Consider the following 17767-nt stretch of genomic DNA (forward strand, 5'->3'; position numbering starts at 1 on the left):
AATGTAAAAAATTTGAATTTGTTTGTATATTATAGCCCCTTGTGAGAGGGGGGGTAATTGGGTATAAAAATACTATATGTAGTATTTTAAAAAAGCAAATAATACTAAATATAGTATTTTATGCTATATGAAATAACCGGTATATCAATTTGTCATGCATTTTTGTATATGTAACCTATTGAATTTCAAGTATTTAGTGTTTCATTTCAGATAAAGGGTTGATTTGACCTGATTGCTAAAATTTCTTATAGTGTCGGTTAGTGGGGCATAGTGGGTGAAAGTGGTTACTTTTTCCTAAAAAGTGTTCCGTAGGAGTGAAAACGAAATATTTTAGGAAGGTGGGATTTTTAATCCCACTCTAGTTTTATTTTAATCGAATTTGGGGTGTGATGTGTTTGGCGGTGCTCATGAATTGAGTATGGACAGTAAAGGGCGGTTGGCGATTCCTGCCAAATTCCGCGATATTTTGCTGCACCGTTATACGCCTGCAATTGTGGTTACTCTGGATTCTCGAAAAAAATTATTGATGTACCCCGAGCCCGTTTGGGAAGAAAAAGCCGAGCAGATTTTGAAGTTGAAGGTGGCCGGCAATGAGTCTTTGCAACGGTATCAGAATTTACTGCTGCACAATGCGGAGATTTTGGAATGGGACAGCGCCGGACGCGTTTTGATTCCGGCCAATCTGCGCAAACGCGTGGATTTTGAAAAAGAAGTTACTTTGGTTGGCCGTGCAAACCGTATGGAGTTGTGGGGTCGCGAACATTGGGAAGAGGAAATGAATCAGGCTTTGGATATTGATCCTGATGAGTTGGCTTTCCAATTGAGTCAAACGGATTTGCAATTGTGAGTAAAGTTGAAAATTATCAGCATGTTACTGTCTTGTTGCATGAGGCGGTGGATGCGTTGGCAATCCGTGAAGACGGGATTTATGTGGACGGTACGTTCGGTAGGGGAGGGCATTCCCGGCTGATTTTGTCGCGTTTGGGTGAGCAGGGTCGTTTGGTTGTTTTTGATAAAGACCCTGAGGCGATTGCGGTAGCTAATGAATTGGCAAAGCAAGATAAGCGCGTCAGTGTCGTACACAATGGTTTTGAAACATTTCAGACGGCCTTGGATGAATTAGGCATCGATAAGATTGACGGTGCGCTTTTTGATTTGGGGATTTCGTCGCCGCAAATTGATGATGGCAGCCGCGGATTCAGTTTCCGCTTTGATGCGCCGCTGGATATGCGGATGGATCCGACTCGCGGGATGTCTGCGGCAGAATGGATTGCAACCGCATCCGAACAGGATTTACACGAGGTAATTAAGAATTATGGTGAAGAGCGGTTTAGTCGCCAGATTGCGCGCGCCATTGTTGCGCAACGCGAGGAGAGTCCCATCGATACAACCCGCAAGCTGGCGCAGCTTGTGGCGCAAAACGTCCGTACTCGTGAGCGCGGACAAGACCCTGCAACGCGCACCTTCCAAGCAGTTCGCATCTTTATTAACCGCGAGCTCGAAGAGGTAGAGGCAGTCTTGCCGCAGGTTGCAGGCCGTCTGAAAGAGGGTGGACGTTTGGCTGTTATTGCGTTCCATTCACTAGAAGACAGAATTGTGAAGCAGTTTATTAAAAAATATTCGCAACATGCGCCTTTGCCCCGTTGGGCAGTGGTCAAGGAAGTGGATTTGCCTCAGCCGCCTTTGAAGGCTGTGGGCAAAGCAATCAAACCGGGTTCGACAGAGACTGAAGCCAATCCGCGTGCGCGTAGTGCAGTTTTACGTGTGGCGGAGCGAAGCAGTGGTGAATTTTTGGTTGTTGACTAGGGAAAGCGTTTCGGCATTGTCGCAAGGGATGTTTCTATTGACAGGCCGTCTGAAAGTTTGAGATGGGTAAATTGAATATTTTATTGCTGGTTTTGGTGACGGTCTCAGCCTTTGCCGTAGTGTTTAAGCAAAACCAGTCCCGTTTGCATTTTATCGAGTTGGATAAGGCGCAAAAACGGGAAATTCAGTTGGAACAGGATTACGCGCGCTTGAAATTGGAGCAAGCAAGATTGGCAAACCACAAGTTGATTAAAGTGGCAGCCGAAAAGCAACATCTGCTTCCGCCGGGTGCGCATAATACGGCTATGCTGGAACGCAAAAAATAAGAATATAGAGCCTTGCATTAGTGCAAGATTTACGGGATTTGATGGCTCACTGAGCAGCTAAGTCATGAGAAGTTCAACATGTTAATTAAGAACGAATATAAACCTCAAATGCTGTCTGGAACAACAAAAACGAAAAAGCCGCTGACAAGTAACGGGCGAATCGGTTTGGTGCTGGGCGCTGTTGCGCTGGCATTTGCCGGTCTGTTGGTACGCGGGGTTTATTTGCAAACCAGTCAGCATGAATTTTTGAAAAATCAGGGCGACCAACGTTTTGTGCGTACGCTTCCGCTGCCGGCATCACGCGGTATGATTACCGACCGCAATGGCGCCACATTGGCTTTGAGTGCGCCTACCGAATCATTGTATGCCATGCCTTCCGGTATGGAAGAAATGCCGACTGCAGAACAATTAGAAAAACTGTCGGCCATTGCCGATGTGCCTGTTGAAGTTTTGAAAAATAAATTGTCTAAAAAAGACAAAGGCTTTATCTATCTGAAACGCCAACTCAGCTACGAGAAAGCAGAAGAAATCAAAGCATTGGGCATTAAAGGCATCGCATTCCAAAAAGAATTGAAACGCCATTACCCGATGGGCAATCTGTTTGCGCACGTTATCGGTTTTACCAATATCGACGGCAAAGGTCAGGAGGGCTTGGAGCTTTCCCGTGAAGACAGTCTGCGCGGTGAAGATGGTGCGAAAGTCGTATTGCGCGACAACAAAGGCAATATTGTAGACAGCCTCGACTCTCCACGCAACAGCTTGCCTAAAAACGGCCAAGACATGATTTTGTCTTTGGATCAGCGTATTCAAACGCTGGCTTATGACGAGTTGAACAAGGCTGTGGCTTATCACAAAGCCAAAGCGGGTGCGGTTGTGGTATTGGATGCGCAAACCGGCGAGATTTTGGCTTTGGTCAACAGCCCGGCTTACGATCCGAATCAACCGGGTCAGGCCAATAGCGAACAGCGCCGCAACCGCGCCGTAACCGATATGATTGAACCTGGTTCTGCCATGAAGCCGTTTACCATTGCCAAAGCATTGGATTCAGGCAAAGTGGATGCAACCGATACGTTCAACACCCTGCCTTACAAAATCGGTCCGGCTACCGTACAAGATACCCACGTTTATCCTACTTTGGATGTGCGCGGCATTATGCAAAAATCTTCCAACGTCGGTACCAGTAAACTTTCTGCCATGTTTACGCCTAAAGAAATGTACGATTTCTATCACGATTTAGGTGTGGGCGTGCGTATGCATTCAGGTTTTCCTGGCGAGACTGCAGGTTTGTTGAGAAGCTGGCGCAGATGGCAAAAAATCGAACAGGCAACCATGTCTTTCGGTTATGGTCTGCAATTAAGCTTATTGCAATTGGCGCGAGCCTATACTGTCTTGACCCATGACGGCGAATTGTTGCCGGTAAGTTTTGAAAAACAAGCGGTTGCCCCTAAAGGCAAGCGCGTCATCAAAGCCTCTACTGCGAAAAAAGTGCGCGAGTTGATGGTTTCCGTTACTGAAGCCGGCGGTACCGGTACTGCCGGTGCTGTGGATGGTTTCGACGTAGGTGCGAAAACCGGTACGGCGCGTAAACTGGTCAATGGCCGCTATGTGGACAACAAACACGTCGGTACGTTTATCGGCTTTGCTCCGGCTAAAAATCCACGCGTGATCGTGGCCGTTACCATCGACGAACCTACTGCCAACGGCTATTACGGCGGCGTGGTTGCCGGTCCCGTATTCAAAGAAGTCATGAGCGGAAGCTTGAACATCTTGGGCGTTTCCCCGACCAGGCCTTTAAGTAATACCGCTACTGCCAAAGTACCGTCATAATCCAAACAATCAAAGAGATATTGTTTATGTTCAGCAAGTTAACCCCCTTGGCTGAAACCAACTTTCCGCCTCTGCTGTGTGAAAACGCAGCAGGGCGTTTGTTGCATTCAGACAGCCGTCAAATTAAACAAGGTGATATTTTCGTTGCCTGTCAGGGCGAATATACGGACGGCCGCAGTTATATCCCCGCAGCCATTGCCAACGGCGCGGCTTTTGTTTTTTGGGACGACGACGGCAAATTCGCGTGGAATCCCGAATGGAAAGTCCCCAATCAAGGCATCAAAGATTTGAAACACCGTGCCGGCATGTTGGCGGCGCAAGTTTATGGCAATGTTTCAGACGACCCCAAAGTCTGGGGCGTAACCGGCACCAACGGCAAAACCTCCATCACACAATGGCTGGCGCAAGCCACCGATTTGTTGGGAGAAAAAACCGCCATTATCGGCACAGTCGGCAACGGATTTTGGGGCGCATTGGAAGAGACCACGCATACCACGCCTGCCCCTGTTGATGTCCAAACCCTGCTCTACCGCTTCCGCCAGCAAGGCGCAACAGCCGCCGCGATGGAAGTTTCCAGCCACGGCCTTGACCAATCACGCGTCAACGGCGTGCCGTTCCGCAGCGCAATCTTTACCAATCTCACCCGCGACCACCTCGATTACCACGGCACCATGGAAGCCTACGGTGCCATCAAATCGCGCCTGTTCTACTGGCATGGTCTGCAACACGCCATCATCAATGTCGATGATGAATACGGTGCAGAACTGGTAGGCCGTCTGAAAAAAGACTGTCCCGATTTAGCCGTTTACGGCTATGGTTTCAGCGAACACGCCGATATCCGCATTACCGATTTCACCGCTTCTTCAGACGGCATGGAAGCCGTATTCCAAACCCCGTGGGGCGAAGGAAAATGCCGTACCCGTCTGCTCGGACGATTCAACGCGCAAAACCTCGCCGCCTGCGTTGCTTTGCTGTGTGCCAACGGCTATCTACTCAATAACGTTTTGGAAGTACTGGCAAAAATCCGTCCTGCTTCAGGTCGCATGGATTGCATTATGAACAGCGGCAAACCTTTGGTCGTTGTCGATTATGCCCACACGCCCGATGCACTGGAAAAAGCACTCTCCACTTTGCAGGAAATCAAACCGCAGGGCGCGGCTTTGTGGTGCGTCTTCGGCTGCGGCGGCAATCGAGACCGCGGTAAACGCCCATTGATGGGTGCGGCAGCCGTGCAGGGTGCCGATAAAGTGGTGGTTACCAGCGATAACCCGCGTTTGGAAAATCCGCAAGACATCATCAACGACATCCTGCCTGCCGTTCCCGCGCCCGAATACGTCGAAGCCGACCGCGCCGCTGCTATCCGTTACGCAGTCGAACGCGCCGCCACGAACGACATCATTCTGATTGCCGGTAAAGGGCATGAAAACTATCAGGATGTACAAGGCGTGAAGCACCATTTCTCCGATTTTGAAATCGCAGAAAAAGCATTGGCAGAGCGCGGTTAAGCTATATCGCAAATGTTCAGACGGCCTGAAACCTTAAGGCCGTCTGAAAAAGATTTAAGCATATACAACAAAAGCAATACGACACACGCATTACGGCACGTCAGCCATTAAACCCATCACAGTTGTTTGTTTCAGAAGACTTTTTAACAAGGCCGTCTGAACAACAAGGAGACCGATTTTGATGCTGAAAATGCCGATAAAAACCTTATTAATCAGTGCAGCCGTAGTTTTATTCGCAGGCTGTACAACCAAACAACTTCCGCGTCCTACTGCAGAAATCGAGCAGTTGAGGGCGCAACAGCCTCCGGTCGAGCAAAGCCTGCCGAATCCTGTTAAAGGCAAGCGTTTTGACGACACTTGGGGCGCGGCGCGCAGTCAGGGGCGCAGGCATGAAGGTGTGGATATTTTTGCTAAGAAAAATACGCCGATACGCAGTACGACGCCCGGTATCGTAACCAAAATTGGGCGCAACCGATTGGGCGGTAAAGTTATCGGTATCCAAGGGCCGGGTGCGTGGCATTACTATGCCCACCTGAATAAATTTGCCCGTATCCGCCTGTATGAGCGAGTAAAAGAAGGACAGGTCATCGGCTATGTCGGCAAAACCGGCAACGCCAGGACTACACCGGCCCACCTGCATTACGGCGTGTATCTGCCCAGCGGCGCGGTGAATCCGTATCCGCTGATTAATCAGAACAGATAGACCGTCTGAATTGAAGATAGTCTTTTAGATTGTCTTATATTTTGCTTGTTAATTTATTTTTTAATAAGATTTGATGAATAATCGTTAAGTTTTTTGATTTTAGGAGTTAAAAATGAATGGAAGAGTATTATTAGGTTTGCTTTGTGTCGTATTTTCTATAGATATTTCTGCTAAACCCAGAAATGTTCCAGCCTCTCAGAGGAATATGCAGCTTAAAGAATTATTGTTGATTTTCTCAGATACGCAGCAGCCTGAAGTAGGGACTGAGGCAGAACGGTATCTACATATTAAAGGGATGAAATGGCAATATAATACGATAAAAAATAAGGAAAATGTTTATAACACTAGTAAGATAAAGCTAAAAAATTTGAAGGATAGTGAAGTTATTATACATGGCCGAGATGGTTATATTAATTCAATTGATTTATCAAGTTCACATCCGAATAAACAATTTAAAAAAATTTTGGAAGCTAATTTGGGTAAGGGAGTAGTGAAGGAGTTAGTGGGTTGTAGAAGTGAATTTATACCAACGGAAAAAGCCTATCAAATCAGTTTTAAAGATAGGGCGGTTATTTATGTGAATGCGGATGCAAATTTTGATTCTGAGCCATTTATGTCTCCGTTATACACGCTTTTTCAATTTAGCTTGACGCGACCAAGCCATTGGAAGTGTTGATCTGAAATATTCAAAATCTAGATATATCATTTCGTTAAGAAGAAATAATTAACTAAGATGGCAATATATGTATCTGCCCAGCGGCGCGGTGAATCCGTATCCACTGATTCATCAGAGCAGATAGGCTGTCTAAATTCGATATGGGATTTTTTTAGATTGTTTTGTGCGTTTTTCTATGGTTTTGTTTTGTAATTATTTTTTGTTTTAAATGGAGTTTGGCTATGAAATTTCTTAAATTAACAGCTTTTTTTGCTTTAAATGGTTTTTTTGTCATGCATTAGCTACTGAAATTTCTACGCCAGAGCAACAAAACATACCAAAAGAATTATCAGTATTTGTTGGACATGATGATTTATGGGCTTATGTGTATCATGATTTGGATGGAGATGGGGATACAGATGCTTTTTTAATAACTAAGCCTGAAAAAATAAAATCACTAACTGCAAAGAATAATCTTGTTCTTTCTATTTTGGAAAAGAATAAGAATGGACAGCTTATAAAAGTAGCAGAAAATAATAAGATATTTTTATATTCCAAAACTCCCAAATACCTTTTTTCCAGCGAAGATTTTTTCAAATTCCAAAAAAATCAGTTTAGCATTTATCAAGAAATACATGCAGGGACTTCTCATAATAGTACCTATACTTTCCGTAAATTCAAGAATGGGCAGTGGTATTTGACAGAGATGGAAAATACACAGACCGTCAATAACCCAAATACTGGAATGGTTGATGTGGTAACAGACTTGAAAAAATATCCTAAAAGTCTTAAGAAGATTCGTTTTGATCAGTTTAATCCTGATTCATTAGTAAGCGAATTATATAGTAAATGAAAATCTAAACAGGAGTGTAGTATGACCTTAAAGAAATTTTTATTGTTAGCTGTAAGTGGAACTGCAATGTTGCAAGCTTCTTCAAAAGGCTATATTTCTTAATGATGAATCATTTAAATCCAACGGGATGGATATTAGATTTTCTTCTAATCAATGTAACGCATTCTTGGAAAAGTTATATGAATGTAAAAACACATCTATCAAAATCCTGCCAATCAAGCAAACTTTAAAATTGCATACTGCTTGGATAAATTTGGATTATGCTGTTTATAATGGAAAATTAGATGATAAATATGCATATGATAAATATTCTATTGTTTTCTCAGATATTAACGGAAATGGTGTCAATGATTTAATTATTCAAACAGGAAAAAAAGGTGCTTACGGTGGTCCGTCATATAACATCTATTTATATCGGAAAGGAAAATTCATTTATAACCGACCGCTTTCTCAATTAACCATTGGTACAAATTCTTTATTCAGGGTAAATGGCAATATTTTAACGGTAGGTAAAACAAGTGGATGCTGTGAATATAATAAATTTATATATAAATTACATAATGATGCAGTTAAGCTAGTGAGAAAAGAGACTGAGGTATGTGAGTCATCATCAGAGAAATGTTAAGTTGAAAGGAGAAAGTTATGGTTTTGGATTGTATGTGGGTAATACATTTATTGAATTGATTCAATTTGAAAATTATATGAGAGGTAATATTATGAAGAAAATAATGGTTTTGAGCTTGATTGCTGTATGTGCGATAACTGATGTTTATGCTAAAGGAAAGATGGCTGTTATTGCTGATACGCTGCCGCAAATTAAAAAAGATATTGCAGGGAAGCTGGAGAAATGCTTGCTATCTCCCGAGCAAGGCAGTGGGAACGATTATGTCAATGTATGCTATGGCGAGGCAGCAGATGGTTTTCTTCATGTAGGAAACCGTTATGTCAACTTGAGTTTAGCTCGGGCAGATAACCAGCTGTTGAAAGAGGAAATCAGGAAAGATCAATTATTTCTCAAGCAGCAGATTCAACAGTGTGATGAGTTTCAAGGAGCAAGTGTTCCTCCAGCACAAAAATTGAATTGGATTACTATATGTAAATTGCAACGTTCGCAGGCATATGCAGAATATTTTTATCGACCTTCTGATGTTGAAATTAAGAAGGATAAAAAATATTCGCAATCTTGGAATGTTTTTGTAAAAGAAACAGTAAAGAGCTTGATTGGAAATTAATCTATTAATTATTATGGAGTTTTGAGATGGCTAATTTAAATGCAAATCAAAAGAAATTGTATAACTTATCCTTAAAATATAATGAGGATCCTGCTAAATGGCTGGCTATATATGAAATTGAAAGTACAAGTGGTACAAATATGAAAGCAAGTTCAGGAGCTACTGGACATTTTCAAATTATGCCTCAATTTTATAAAGATTATGGTGTAACAAGAGATGAAACTATGGATTTGGAAAAATCATTTCTTGCGGTTAGGCAACATCATGCAAGGAATTCTACACAATTGCGAGCAAAATTAGGACGTGAATTAACTGCTGGTGAATATTATTTAGGACATCAGCAGGGATGGACTGGCGCAACTGCGCTACTATCTCATCCAAAAGACAATGTGGTGGATGCACTGGCTACTGTTATGTCGCGAAAAAAAGCAGAAAATTCAGTTAAGCAAAATGGTGGGAAAACGAGTATGACTGCTGAACAATTTGCCAATATGTGGATAAAAAGGGCAGATGGTCTTCAAGAAAAATATAATAATCAAGGATATGGTCGTAAAGATCATCAAGATGATAAGCTTAATCTTCCTGAGAAGGATACTAATACCTCACAATCCAAATATGAAGAAACCCGTTCCATGCTTCAAGGTTTGCTAAGTGATACTGACGGTTCATATGCCAAAAAGCTTCTAGCAAATAATCAGGAAGAAGTTGCTAGTTTTAGCGAGAAAATCCAAGGACGTATTGAACAAACAAAATTGCAAGAATTGACTGAACGTGAAAGCAGAAATACGCTGCAACAAGAAGAACAACAGCGGAATTTTTCCCGTTCTGTATAGTTTTTGTATGAATATTGGTAATTTAGTCTCCCTATGGAAGTTTATCCATAGGGAGTTTGGATTGACATGTGAGATTAATAATGAATGAGCTTGATAGAGCTTCAGAGCAAATACAGAACCTGATGATCGATATGGTCATGGTTATGGAAAAATATAAAGAGGATAGTGGAAAAATTGTAGATAATATCCAAAAGGAGCTAGATAGTTCTTTAAATCAGCAGCGAAAAATGATAGTTGATATGGTCAGGGATGATATCCTTCATCACGCTTCTACCCAAGTAAAGGCATACACTCAAAATATGGATGATGCACGGAAACAGATGGTTGAGCAGGTGCGTGAATTTAATACTTATTTATGCGCAGTTAAAAGTGAAAACCAAAAAATATTTAGAATGACTGTATTGGGGATGGCACTTACTTTAACTATGTTAGTTCTTGGTGGTATTGCATTGGTTTTCTTCTATTCGAACATTATCTCTCAAAAGAAATTAGAGGTAGATATGCTGAATAGGATTAACAGTTCAGATATTGTTCGTTGTGGAGATAGTTTGTGTGCAAAAACAGGCAAGGCTGGAAATAATGGTTATCGGGTTATTCAACATCGATTTTCAGATAAATAAACAGTCATTTGATTATTAATTAAAAAGCTATGAAACCATTAGACCTTAATTTTATTTGTCGGATCCTCGGCCTTCCGATGCCGTCTGAAAATCAACCCGTTTCGCGTATTGTTACAGACAGCCGCGATGTTCAGGAGGGCGACGTATTTTTCGCGCTTGCCGGTGAGCGCTTTGACGCGCATGACTTTGTTGAAGATGTGTTGGCAGCGGGAGCAACGGCAGTTGTGGTTTCGCGCAAAGATTGTGCGGCTTTGAAAGGCGCGTTGAAGGTTGATGATACGCTTGCGGCTTTGCAAAAACTGGCGAAGGCCTGGCGTGAAAATGTGAATCCGTTTGTCTTCGGCATTACCGGCTCTTCCGGCAAAACAACGGTTAAAGAGATGTTGGCCGGCGTATTGCGTCATCGATTCGGTGATGAAGCTGTGTTGGCGACTGCCGGCAATTTCAACAATCATATCGGCTTGCCGCTGACTTTGTTGAAACTGAACGAAAAACACCGCTATGCCGTCATCGAAATGGGTATGAACCATTTTGGCGAATTGTCTTTGCTGACCCGAATCACCGGTCCGAATGTTGCTTTGGTCAATAACGCTTTGCGCGCACATGTCGGCTGCGGTTTCGATGGTGTCGGCGATATTGCCAAAGCCAAAAGTGAAATCTACGAAGGCTTGCTTTCAGACGGCATTGCACTGATTCCGTGCGAAGATGCCAACATCGCTACATTTGAAGCTTCTACTGCACAATTGAACGCTCAGACTTTCGGCGTTGCCAGTGGCGATATCCATGCGGAAAATATTGAGTTGAAACCGTTGTCCTGCGAATTTGATTTGGTGCGTGGTAATGAACGTATTGCCGTGGTATTGCCAGTCCCCGGCCGTCACAATGTGCATAATGCCGTAGCGGCGGCGGCTCTGGCTTTGGCGGCAGGTTTGAGTCTTGCCGAAGTTTCAGACGGCCTGAAAAATTTCAGTAATATCAAAGGCCGTCTGAATATCAAGCAAGGCATTAAAGATGCAACTTTGATTGATGATACTTATAATGCCAACCCCGACAGCATGAAAGCCGCCATTGATGTGCTCGCCGCTATGCCCGAGCCGCGTATTTTTGTGATGGGCGACATGGGTGAATTGGGTGAGGATGAGGCCACAGCCATGCACGCCGAAGTTGGCGCGTATGCACGGGATAAAGGCATCGAGGCCGCGTATTTTGTCGGTGACAACAGCGTTGAAGCGGCAGAAACATTTGGCGCGGAAGGTTTGTGGTTTGCAGACAAAGATCCGCTAATCCAAGTGTTGAGCCATGATTTGCCTGAACGCGCTACTGTGTTAGTCAAAGGCTCGCGCTTTATGAAGATGGAAGAAGTGGTTGAGGCATTAGCAGCAACAACCGCGTAAAAGGCCGTCTGAAATATGAAAAAGATTTTAGTATTGGCTGGTTTGCTGATTGCCGCGTTTTATGCCGGAATGAAAGTACAGGCATTTATTTATGAAGATACCTGCTTGGATTTGGGTGGCGGAAAGAATCCCGGAAACTATCCGATTTGCGTGGTAGAGAAATAATCTTACTCAACAAGGCCGTCTGCAATTTCAGACGGCATCCCGATTTATTTTTAATTGGGCAATAAGCCCGCTGTAACAACAAAAACAAAAAAGGAAGCCCCATGTTTTTATGGCTCGCACATTTCAGTAACTGGTTAACCGGTCTGAATATTTTTCAATACACCACATTCCGTGCCGTGATGGCTGCGCTGACTGCGCTGGTATTTTCATTATTGTTGGGTCCGTGGACCATCCGTAAGCTGACTGCGCTTAAAGTCGGTCAAGCCGTCCGTACCGACGGCCCTCGAACCCACCTGATCAAAAACGGTACGCCAACCATGGGCGGCTCGCTGATTTTGACCGCCATTACCGTGTCCACAATCTTGTGGGGTAACTGGGCAAATCCTTATATCTGGATTCTCTTAGGAGTCTTGCTTGCTACCGGCGCACTCGGTTTTTACGACGACTGGCGCAAAGTGGTTTATAAAGACCCTAACGGCGTGTCTGCCAAATTCAAAATGGTGTGGCAGTCCAGCGTTGCCATCATTGCCGGTTTGGCATTGTTCTACCTTGCGACAAATTCCGCCAACAATATCCTGATTGTTCCCTTCTTCAAACAAGTTGCTTTGCCGCTTGGTGTCATCGGCTTCTTGGTATTGTCCTACCTGACCATCGTCGGCACATCCAATGCCGTTAACCTGACCGACGGTTTGGACGGCTTGGCCGCATTCCCCGTTGTACTTGTCGCAGCCGGTCTTGCCATCTTTGCTTATGCCAGCGGACACTCCCAATTTGCACAATACCTGCAACTGCCTTACGTTGCGGGCGCGAACGAAGTGGTGATTTTCTGTACCGCCATGTGTGGCGCGTGTCTTGGCTTTTTGTGGTTTAACGCTTATCCGGCACAAGTCTTTATGGGCGACGTCGGCGCGCTCGCGCTTGGCGCGGCGCTCGGTACCGTTGCCGTCATCATCCGCCAAGAATTTGTCCTCGTCATCATGGGCGGCCTGTTTGTTGTTGAAGCCATTTCCGTTATGTTGCAAGTCGGTTGGTACAAACGCACCAAAAAACGCATCTTCCTGATGGCGCCGATTCATCATCATTACGAACAAAAAGGCTGGAAAGAAACCCAAGTCGTCGTCCGTTTCTGGATTATCACTATCGTCTTGGTGCTGATTGGTTTAAGTACCCTCAAAATCCGCTAAATCTCCAAAGGCCGTCTGAAACTTTCAGACGGCCATTATGTAAGGTAAGCATGCTTGCCTGAATCCTCTATTTCAAAAATAAATTCCGCAATAATCCACACAGAAAGTCTCCAAACATGTACCAATCTTTCGGCGGCGCAACCGGCATCCGCACCCTGACCGACCGTTTCTACGACTTGATGGAACTCGAGCCGCAATACCAAGCCTTGCGCCAAATGCACGGCGAAGACATGACCCTGATACGCGAAAAGCTCTACGAATTTTTCAGCGGCTGGCTCGGCGGCCCGCAACTCTTTGTCGAAAAATACGGCCATCCCCAACTGCGAGCCCGCCACATGCCTTTTGCCGTCAACGTACAAGTCCGCAACGAATGGATCGCCTGCTTTGCCCAAGCCATGAGCGAACTGGACATCGACAAAGCACTTGCTGAGCCGGTTTTAATCCAAGTTTTTGCCATGGCAGATTGGTGTCGTAATCAAAACGAAGACGGTGTCGAACCGCCTATGCCGCCGATGGCGGTTGATCCCGTAATCCGCATTCCCGAATTGAAAAACGTTTTAAAGCAATATGGCGTGGACAGTTATTTTGAAGGTTGAGGTCGTCTGAAAAGTGATTATGATAGCAAATGTAAAAATAGATTAATCATCATGATAAAAGGGGTCTTTAAACTCAAATCATGAAAAGGTCGGATTCTGAATCCAGCCTACGACTAAAACAGGAGGTAATATGGATGTTGTAGGAATAATGCTGATGTGGTTAGTTGGAATAGTCTTTTTTCCTATTATTGTGTACATCGTATGGAGAATTTATAAATATACGTGCACACTTCCTATAAAAGTGCGGCGATGTATAGCAATTTTAATCATTGTTACCCCGTTAATTTTATATATGGGTATGTCGCAAATCGTAGATAAAGGATATTGCATTAGGGACAGAAAGTATTTTTCTGAATATTCAAAAGAAAAAATGGTTAATGATGCAATAATTTTGTTGATAAATAAGGATTCAGATATTTCTTTGGGTGGGCATAAAAAAAATCAAGATTTTTCTAAAAATTCTGAGACTTTTGATATTGCTAATTTTAAATCATTTAATGATGATTGCTGTCATGTATATATAGGTGATATTAATGACGGTAGCGGTCCGGTTAAATATGTCTATAAATTCACAGGGAAATTTTATGGATATGTAATGTTGGAGTATTGGCAAATAAGGCCAAATTTTAAAATGGATGAAGAACAAAAGCGTGTTTATCAGAAAATTGAAAAAACAAGAAGCTATTATGGAGTGAACCGCTGCGGAGAAGTTTTTGAAATTCCCAGTTATCTATATTTTTAAAATTGTGGAAAAGATATAAGAAAGGATAGATATGTTGAGATTTCTACTTGGAATTAGTTTTTGTATAACATTATCAGCTTGCCAAACAGAAACTTTGGTAAAAGATGTGAACATTTCGAAAAAACAGGAGTTGCATAATATGAATATGAATACTTATTTTGCTAAGAATACAAAAAAATTAGATGAGGTGATACAAATTCCTAGTGAGGGTGTTAAATCTATCGATGTATATGCTCTCTATGGATTTGTTGAATCATTTTCGCCCATTTCTACTGCTGAGCAAATTAAACAAAGAGTAGGGGAAGGTTTGGGTTATAAGGACTTATTTGGTACAAAATCTGTCCATTACCGTTTAGAACCAAAAGACTTTTCTCATTTTTTCTCTGGTTTTAATAGAATTAAAAGTACATTAAATCCCTATGATAAATTTGATTCAGTATATTTGATATTGATTGAAATTAAGTATAACACCCATTCTGTCCAAATACTTACTCGAGAGGCAGCAGAGGGAGAAGCTTTTTTATTCAGTAAAATTATTAAAAATGATGAGAGATTTTTGATTTTATTGGATTCGAAAGGATTAAAAGAGTTATTTAATACGATAGACCCAAATCAAAATATCCTGAAATGATTAATTTAGGTTGGAACTATTTTTGACAAGCAGTGTGGATTTTAATAAGAAAGATTTTGTTGCCAATATCGTCCAAGAATTTGCAGCAGGTAGAATGGAAAATTGATGCTATTCAACTGATATTGAAAGAACAGGTTGATAAAGAAATCCAATGTGGAACTGATAGCAGTGGAAGTGAAATATTTGTGGATTCGGTTGTTCCATATAAAGATACAGATGAGTTTAAAAGAAAAATCCTGAATGTTGTCATATTGAGATGTAAGCGGATCGTTATCCTGAAAGAATGCTACCATTTTACCAATATCGGCATTGGTTAAGTGAATATAAACCAAGTATAAGAAGGAAAATATTTATTATGAAATAAGCAGATATAGTAAATTTTTTCTGCTCCGGATTATTGGTATAAGTAAGGATTTTAGAATGGCTGGAATAAACTATTTTGGTTATTAAAGACATCAAAGTCATTAGATATTAAAAAGGTGAGGGTTATGGATTTTTCTTCATTGTTTGATAATTATTTTTTCATTTTGCATGCTGTTTTGGGTATAGTGTTTGGGGTGGTTATTTACTCATTTAAAATTCAATCTATCAGATACTACCAAATGTTAATTATGTCTCTACTTTACTTAGTATTGCTTTTATTATTTTGGAAAGGTGCTTGGGTATGGTTGAAGATTTCCTTTATACCATATTTTATACTCCTTGGTTGTATTATGCTAATTTATTTAATAATTTATAGTAAGTTGATAAAAATTGTTAGGAGCAAGATTGGGCAGGGTGTTGTTATTGGTGTTTATGGAGTAGCTGCATATTTGGTAATTGTGAGTTGGTTGACAATTTTAGTGTTAATTGAATTTTGATATCTATCAAATTATTAAATTAATAATTTGACTCTAGATTAAAATATGAAAGAATTGAAATGAATAAGTTACCAACAATGGAAGAAATAACAAGTCTTTATTTATATGGGCAACCCATTCCACCTAAAAATAAAATTGATACCCACATTATTTCTCGAAAACGTGAGCCATACTCAGTTTCTGCGCAAATGTTTATGAATGGTCCTGGACGGTTTGCAAGAGCGTCAGATTTTGAATATGTAAATAAATTTTTTAATGAAAACTATCAGATATCTGCTTACAGATTAAAACCTGGAGAATACAGTAAGGCTGAAGTTATGAAGCATTTCGGCTTAGATAGAGGATGGGTATCTCTGACGCTTGCTATGTACGATGATGGAAAAGACGATTTGGTCGAGCGAGCATATATCTGGAATACCAGTGCTTTTATGTTGGACGATAAAGCACGGTTTGTGGTTGAGCCCGATGGTAGAAGGTACATCAAGGATTTTGCTATACGTCCTTACAAAAACGAAAATTTTGATTTTGTTGGTGGGCGAACTTCGGAAATGATCAATTTCAAACTTCAACGAGAAATCGATCCTGAAGGTATCGGCAGAAAAGTAGAAATTACTTTTTCAGGAAATTTGAAAACGCGAACGCTGACGGAAGAAGGCTATCGTATTGAGCAGAACAAATCTTCACATTGGAGCCTGATTAACGGGGCAAGAGTAGGGATGGCAAGCGGGTTGAATCTCAATGGAGGTATCATAGACCGACTAGAGAAAAGCGGGGTACTGTATCATCATGATGAGCAGAAAAGGCAGAAACGGTCTGATCATCAAAAACACTCTTTCGACTACAACAATACCGACTGGAACAATTTGAGCGGCAGTGATTTATACGCTGCAGTTTTGTCTGCGGACAGCAGTCAGTTGGATGCGTTGGGTAAAAGTCTGGCGCAGTCGGAAGAAGGTCAGCGTATGCTGAGGCAGGGAGAAAATCTGTTGGCTGAAGATAAAGAACAGCAGGAATTGGAGCGGCAACAGGAGTTGGTACATTCAAGCCGTGCAATGGTCAGAACGCTTTAAATCCGTATATCGGGGAAGGTTTAAATGGACGATAAGAAATTTGATGAGGCTATAAAGGTGTTGGCAATGTTGCGGGCGGACGTTATTGAACACGGGAAAAAAATTGATGACCGAATTAATGAGCAACAGCGTGCTTTGTCAGAGGAGTCCGACCGGTTCAGACGACAGGTTAGTAATATAGTTGACAGTGCAGGGAAAACTATCCGTCAAGAAACTGAGCAGTCGTTGGGCTTAGTAAGTGAAGGGTATAAGAAGGCAGTTGATGAATTAAATCGTGAAGTGGGAAAACTCAATAAAATTATCAAAAGCTGGTATATCGGCATAGGCGTAGTATTAGCTATTGCTGTCATTATATTGTTTGTGGTGGTGCGATATACAGTTGTTGATTTGGCTGATAGGCGTGCGGAATTTGGAGAGTTATGAACATGCCATTGAAACTGCCAAAGCATTTGCTGAGTCGGATGCCTACATATGTGAAGGGCGCATTTGTATCAATACAGGTAAAAATGTCGGTAACGGCTATCGTCAGGCAAAACCGAGAAAGAAATAAAACGTTGTCTGAAAAACTTAGGATACATTAGAAACAACACTTTGAAAGTAATAGGTTTAAAAATGAATAGTTTATTAAAAAAAATGATGGTAGCCCTGTTGTCTTTGGGCTTGGTGCAAGCGGTTTTAGCAGATGACGTGTCAGATTTTAAAAAAACGCTTCAAGTTGCGGAGCAAGGAAATACTAAAGCCCAATTTAGTTTGGGTAAGATGTAT

The 17767-nt window shown here is 42.2% G+C and carries 21 protein-coding genes and 1 pseudogene; all 22 read left to right on the forward strand.

Annotated features, from left to right (window positions below; all coding sequences use genetic code 11):
• The first annotated feature begins 391 nt into the window (after positions 1–391).
• Positions 392–847 (forward strand): division/cell wall cluster transcriptional repressor MraZ, encoded by a 456-nt coding sequence (mraZ, locus tag HMPREF2872_RS09345; RefSeq protein ID WP_070633127.1) that lies wholly within the window; start codon positions 392–394, stop codon positions 845–847.
• On the forward strand, positions 844–1806 hold the full coding sequence (rsmH, locus tag HMPREF2872_RS09350) for a 16S rRNA (cytosine(1402)-N(4))-methyltransferase RsmH (RefSeq protein ID WP_070633128.1): 963 nt from the start codon (positions 844–846) through the stop codon (positions 1804–1806). The genes mraZ and rsmH overlap by 4 nt, the downstream gene beginning before the upstream one ends.
• Positions 1807–1868: 62 nt before the next feature.
• Positions 1869–2132, forward strand: a complete 264-nt coding sequence (gene ftsL, locus HMPREF2872_RS09355; RefSeq protein WP_003681879.1) for a cell division protein FtsL — start codon at positions 1869–1871, stop codon at positions 2130–2132.
• A gap of 78 nt (positions 2133–2210) precedes the next feature.
• Positions 2211–3959 carry a peptidoglycan D,D-transpeptidase PBP2 gene (locus HMPREF2872_RS09360; RefSeq protein WP_070633131.1) on the forward strand — a complete coding sequence of 583 codons (1749 nt, stop codon included), beginning with the start codon at positions 2211–2213 and terminating at the stop codon, positions 3957–3959.
• A 26-nt stretch (positions 3960–3985) separates the two neighbouring features.
• Positions 3986–5464: a UDP-N-acetylmuramoyl-L-alanyl-D-glutamate--2,6-diaminopimelate ligase gene (locus tag HMPREF2872_RS09365; protein WP_070633133.1), complete on the forward strand. Its 1479-nt coding sequence runs from the start codon at positions 3986–3988 to the stop codon at positions 5462–5464.
• 181 nt (positions 5465–5645) lie between these two features.
• Entirely contained in the window at positions 5646–6167 is a 522-nt protein-coding gene (locus tag HMPREF2872_RS09370; protein WP_070633135.1) for a M23 family metallopeptidase, read from the forward strand.
• A 112-nt stretch (positions 6168–6279) separates the two neighbouring features.
• Positions 6280–6843: a hypothetical protein gene (locus HMPREF2872_RS09375; RefSeq protein WP_070633137.1), complete on the forward strand. Its 564-nt coding sequence runs from the start codon at positions 6280–6282 to the stop codon at positions 6841–6843.
• A gap of 364 nt (positions 6844–7207) precedes the next feature.
• On the forward strand, positions 7208–7675 hold the full coding sequence (locus HMPREF2872_RS09380; protein ID WP_070633139.1) for a hypothetical protein: 468 nt from the start codon (positions 7208–7210) through the stop codon (positions 7673–7675).
• 127 nt (positions 7676–7802) lie between these two features.
• Entirely contained in the window at positions 7803–8300 is a 498-nt protein-coding gene (locus HMPREF2872_RS09385) for an XAC2610-related protein (RefSeq protein WP_141752876.1), read from the forward strand.
• Positions 8275–8907, forward strand: coding sequence for a hypothetical protein (locus tag HMPREF2872_RS09390; protein WP_141752877.1), 633 nt, complete (start codon positions 8275–8277; stop codon positions 8905–8907). Before HMPREF2872_RS09385 ends, HMPREF2872_RS09390 begins: the two co-directional genes overlap by 26 nt.
• 26 nt (positions 8908–8933) lie before the next feature.
• The gene (locus HMPREF2872_RS09395; protein ID WP_070633146.1) at positions 8934–9740 is read left to right on the forward strand and encodes a lytic transglycosylase domain-containing protein; all 807 of its coding nucleotides are present in this window, start codon (positions 8934–8936) and stop codon (positions 9738–9740) included.
• A gap of 80 nt (positions 9741–9820) precedes the next feature.
• Positions 9821–10360: a lytic enzyme gene (locus HMPREF2872_RS09400; protein ID WP_070633149.1), complete on the forward strand. Its 540-nt coding sequence runs from the start codon at positions 9821–9823 to the stop codon at positions 10358–10360.
• A gap of 29 nt (positions 10361–10389) precedes the next feature.
• Complete coding sequence (murF, locus tag HMPREF2872_RS09405; RefSeq protein ID WP_070633151.1) at positions 10390–11754, forward strand: UDP-N-acetylmuramoyl-tripeptide--D-alanyl-D-alanine ligase; 1365 nt, start codon at positions 10390–10392, stop codon at positions 11752–11754.
• 15 nt (positions 11755–11769) lie between these two features.
• Positions 11770–11919, forward strand: a complete 150-nt coding sequence (locus HMPREF2872_RS11795) for a hypothetical protein (protein WP_168164763.1) — start codon at positions 11770–11772, stop codon at positions 11917–11919.
• Positions 11920–12020: 101 nt separating this feature from the next.
• Positions 12021–13103 (forward strand): phospho-N-acetylmuramoyl-pentapeptide-transferase, encoded by a 1083-nt coding sequence (gene mraY / locus HMPREF2872_RS09410; protein WP_070633154.1) that lies wholly within the window; start codon positions 12021–12023, stop codon positions 13101–13103.
• Positions 13104–13219: 116 nt separating this feature from the next.
• Positions 13220–13699: a group II truncated hemoglobin gene (locus tag HMPREF2872_RS09415; RefSeq protein WP_070633156.1), complete on the forward strand. Its 480-nt coding sequence runs from the start codon at positions 13220–13222 to the stop codon at positions 13697–13699.
• A gap of 130 nt (positions 13700–13829) precedes the next feature.
• A complete protein-coding gene (locus tag HMPREF2872_RS09420) occupies positions 13830–14441 on the forward strand; it encodes a hypothetical protein (RefSeq protein ID WP_070633158.1) in 612 nt (203 codons plus the stop codon).
• Between the two features lie 139 nt (positions 14442–14580).
• A complete protein-coding gene (locus HMPREF2872_RS09425; protein WP_141752878.1) occupies positions 14581–15072 on the forward strand; it encodes a hypothetical protein in 492 nt (163 codons plus the stop codon).
• 488 nt (positions 15073–15560) lie between these two features.
• On the forward strand, positions 15561–15932 hold the full coding sequence (locus tag HMPREF2872_RS09435) for a hypothetical protein (RefSeq protein ID WP_049328395.1): 372 nt from the start codon (positions 15561–15563) through the stop codon (positions 15930–15932).
• A 59-nt stretch (positions 15933–15991) separates the two neighbouring features.
• Positions 15992–17002: a hypothetical protein gene (locus HMPREF2872_RS09440; RefSeq protein WP_049328394.1), complete on the forward strand. Its 1011-nt coding sequence runs from the start codon at positions 15992–15994 to the stop codon at positions 17000–17002.
• Positions 17003–17026: 24 nt separating this feature from the next.
• Positions 17027–17425, forward strand: coding sequence for a hypothetical protein (locus HMPREF2872_RS09445; protein ID WP_070633163.1), 399 nt, complete (start codon positions 17027–17029; stop codon positions 17423–17425).
• A 189-nt stretch (positions 17426–17614) separates the two neighbouring features.
• Positions 17615–17767 (forward strand): annotated as a pseudogene (locus HMPREF2872_RS12095) (sel1 repeat family protein); the annotation flags it as partial.

This window comes from Neisseria sp. HMSC069H12 (assembly GCF_001812735.1).
GTDB classification, from domain to species: Bacteria; Pseudomonadota; Gammaproteobacteria; order Burkholderiales; family Neisseriaceae; genus Neisseria; species Neisseria subflava.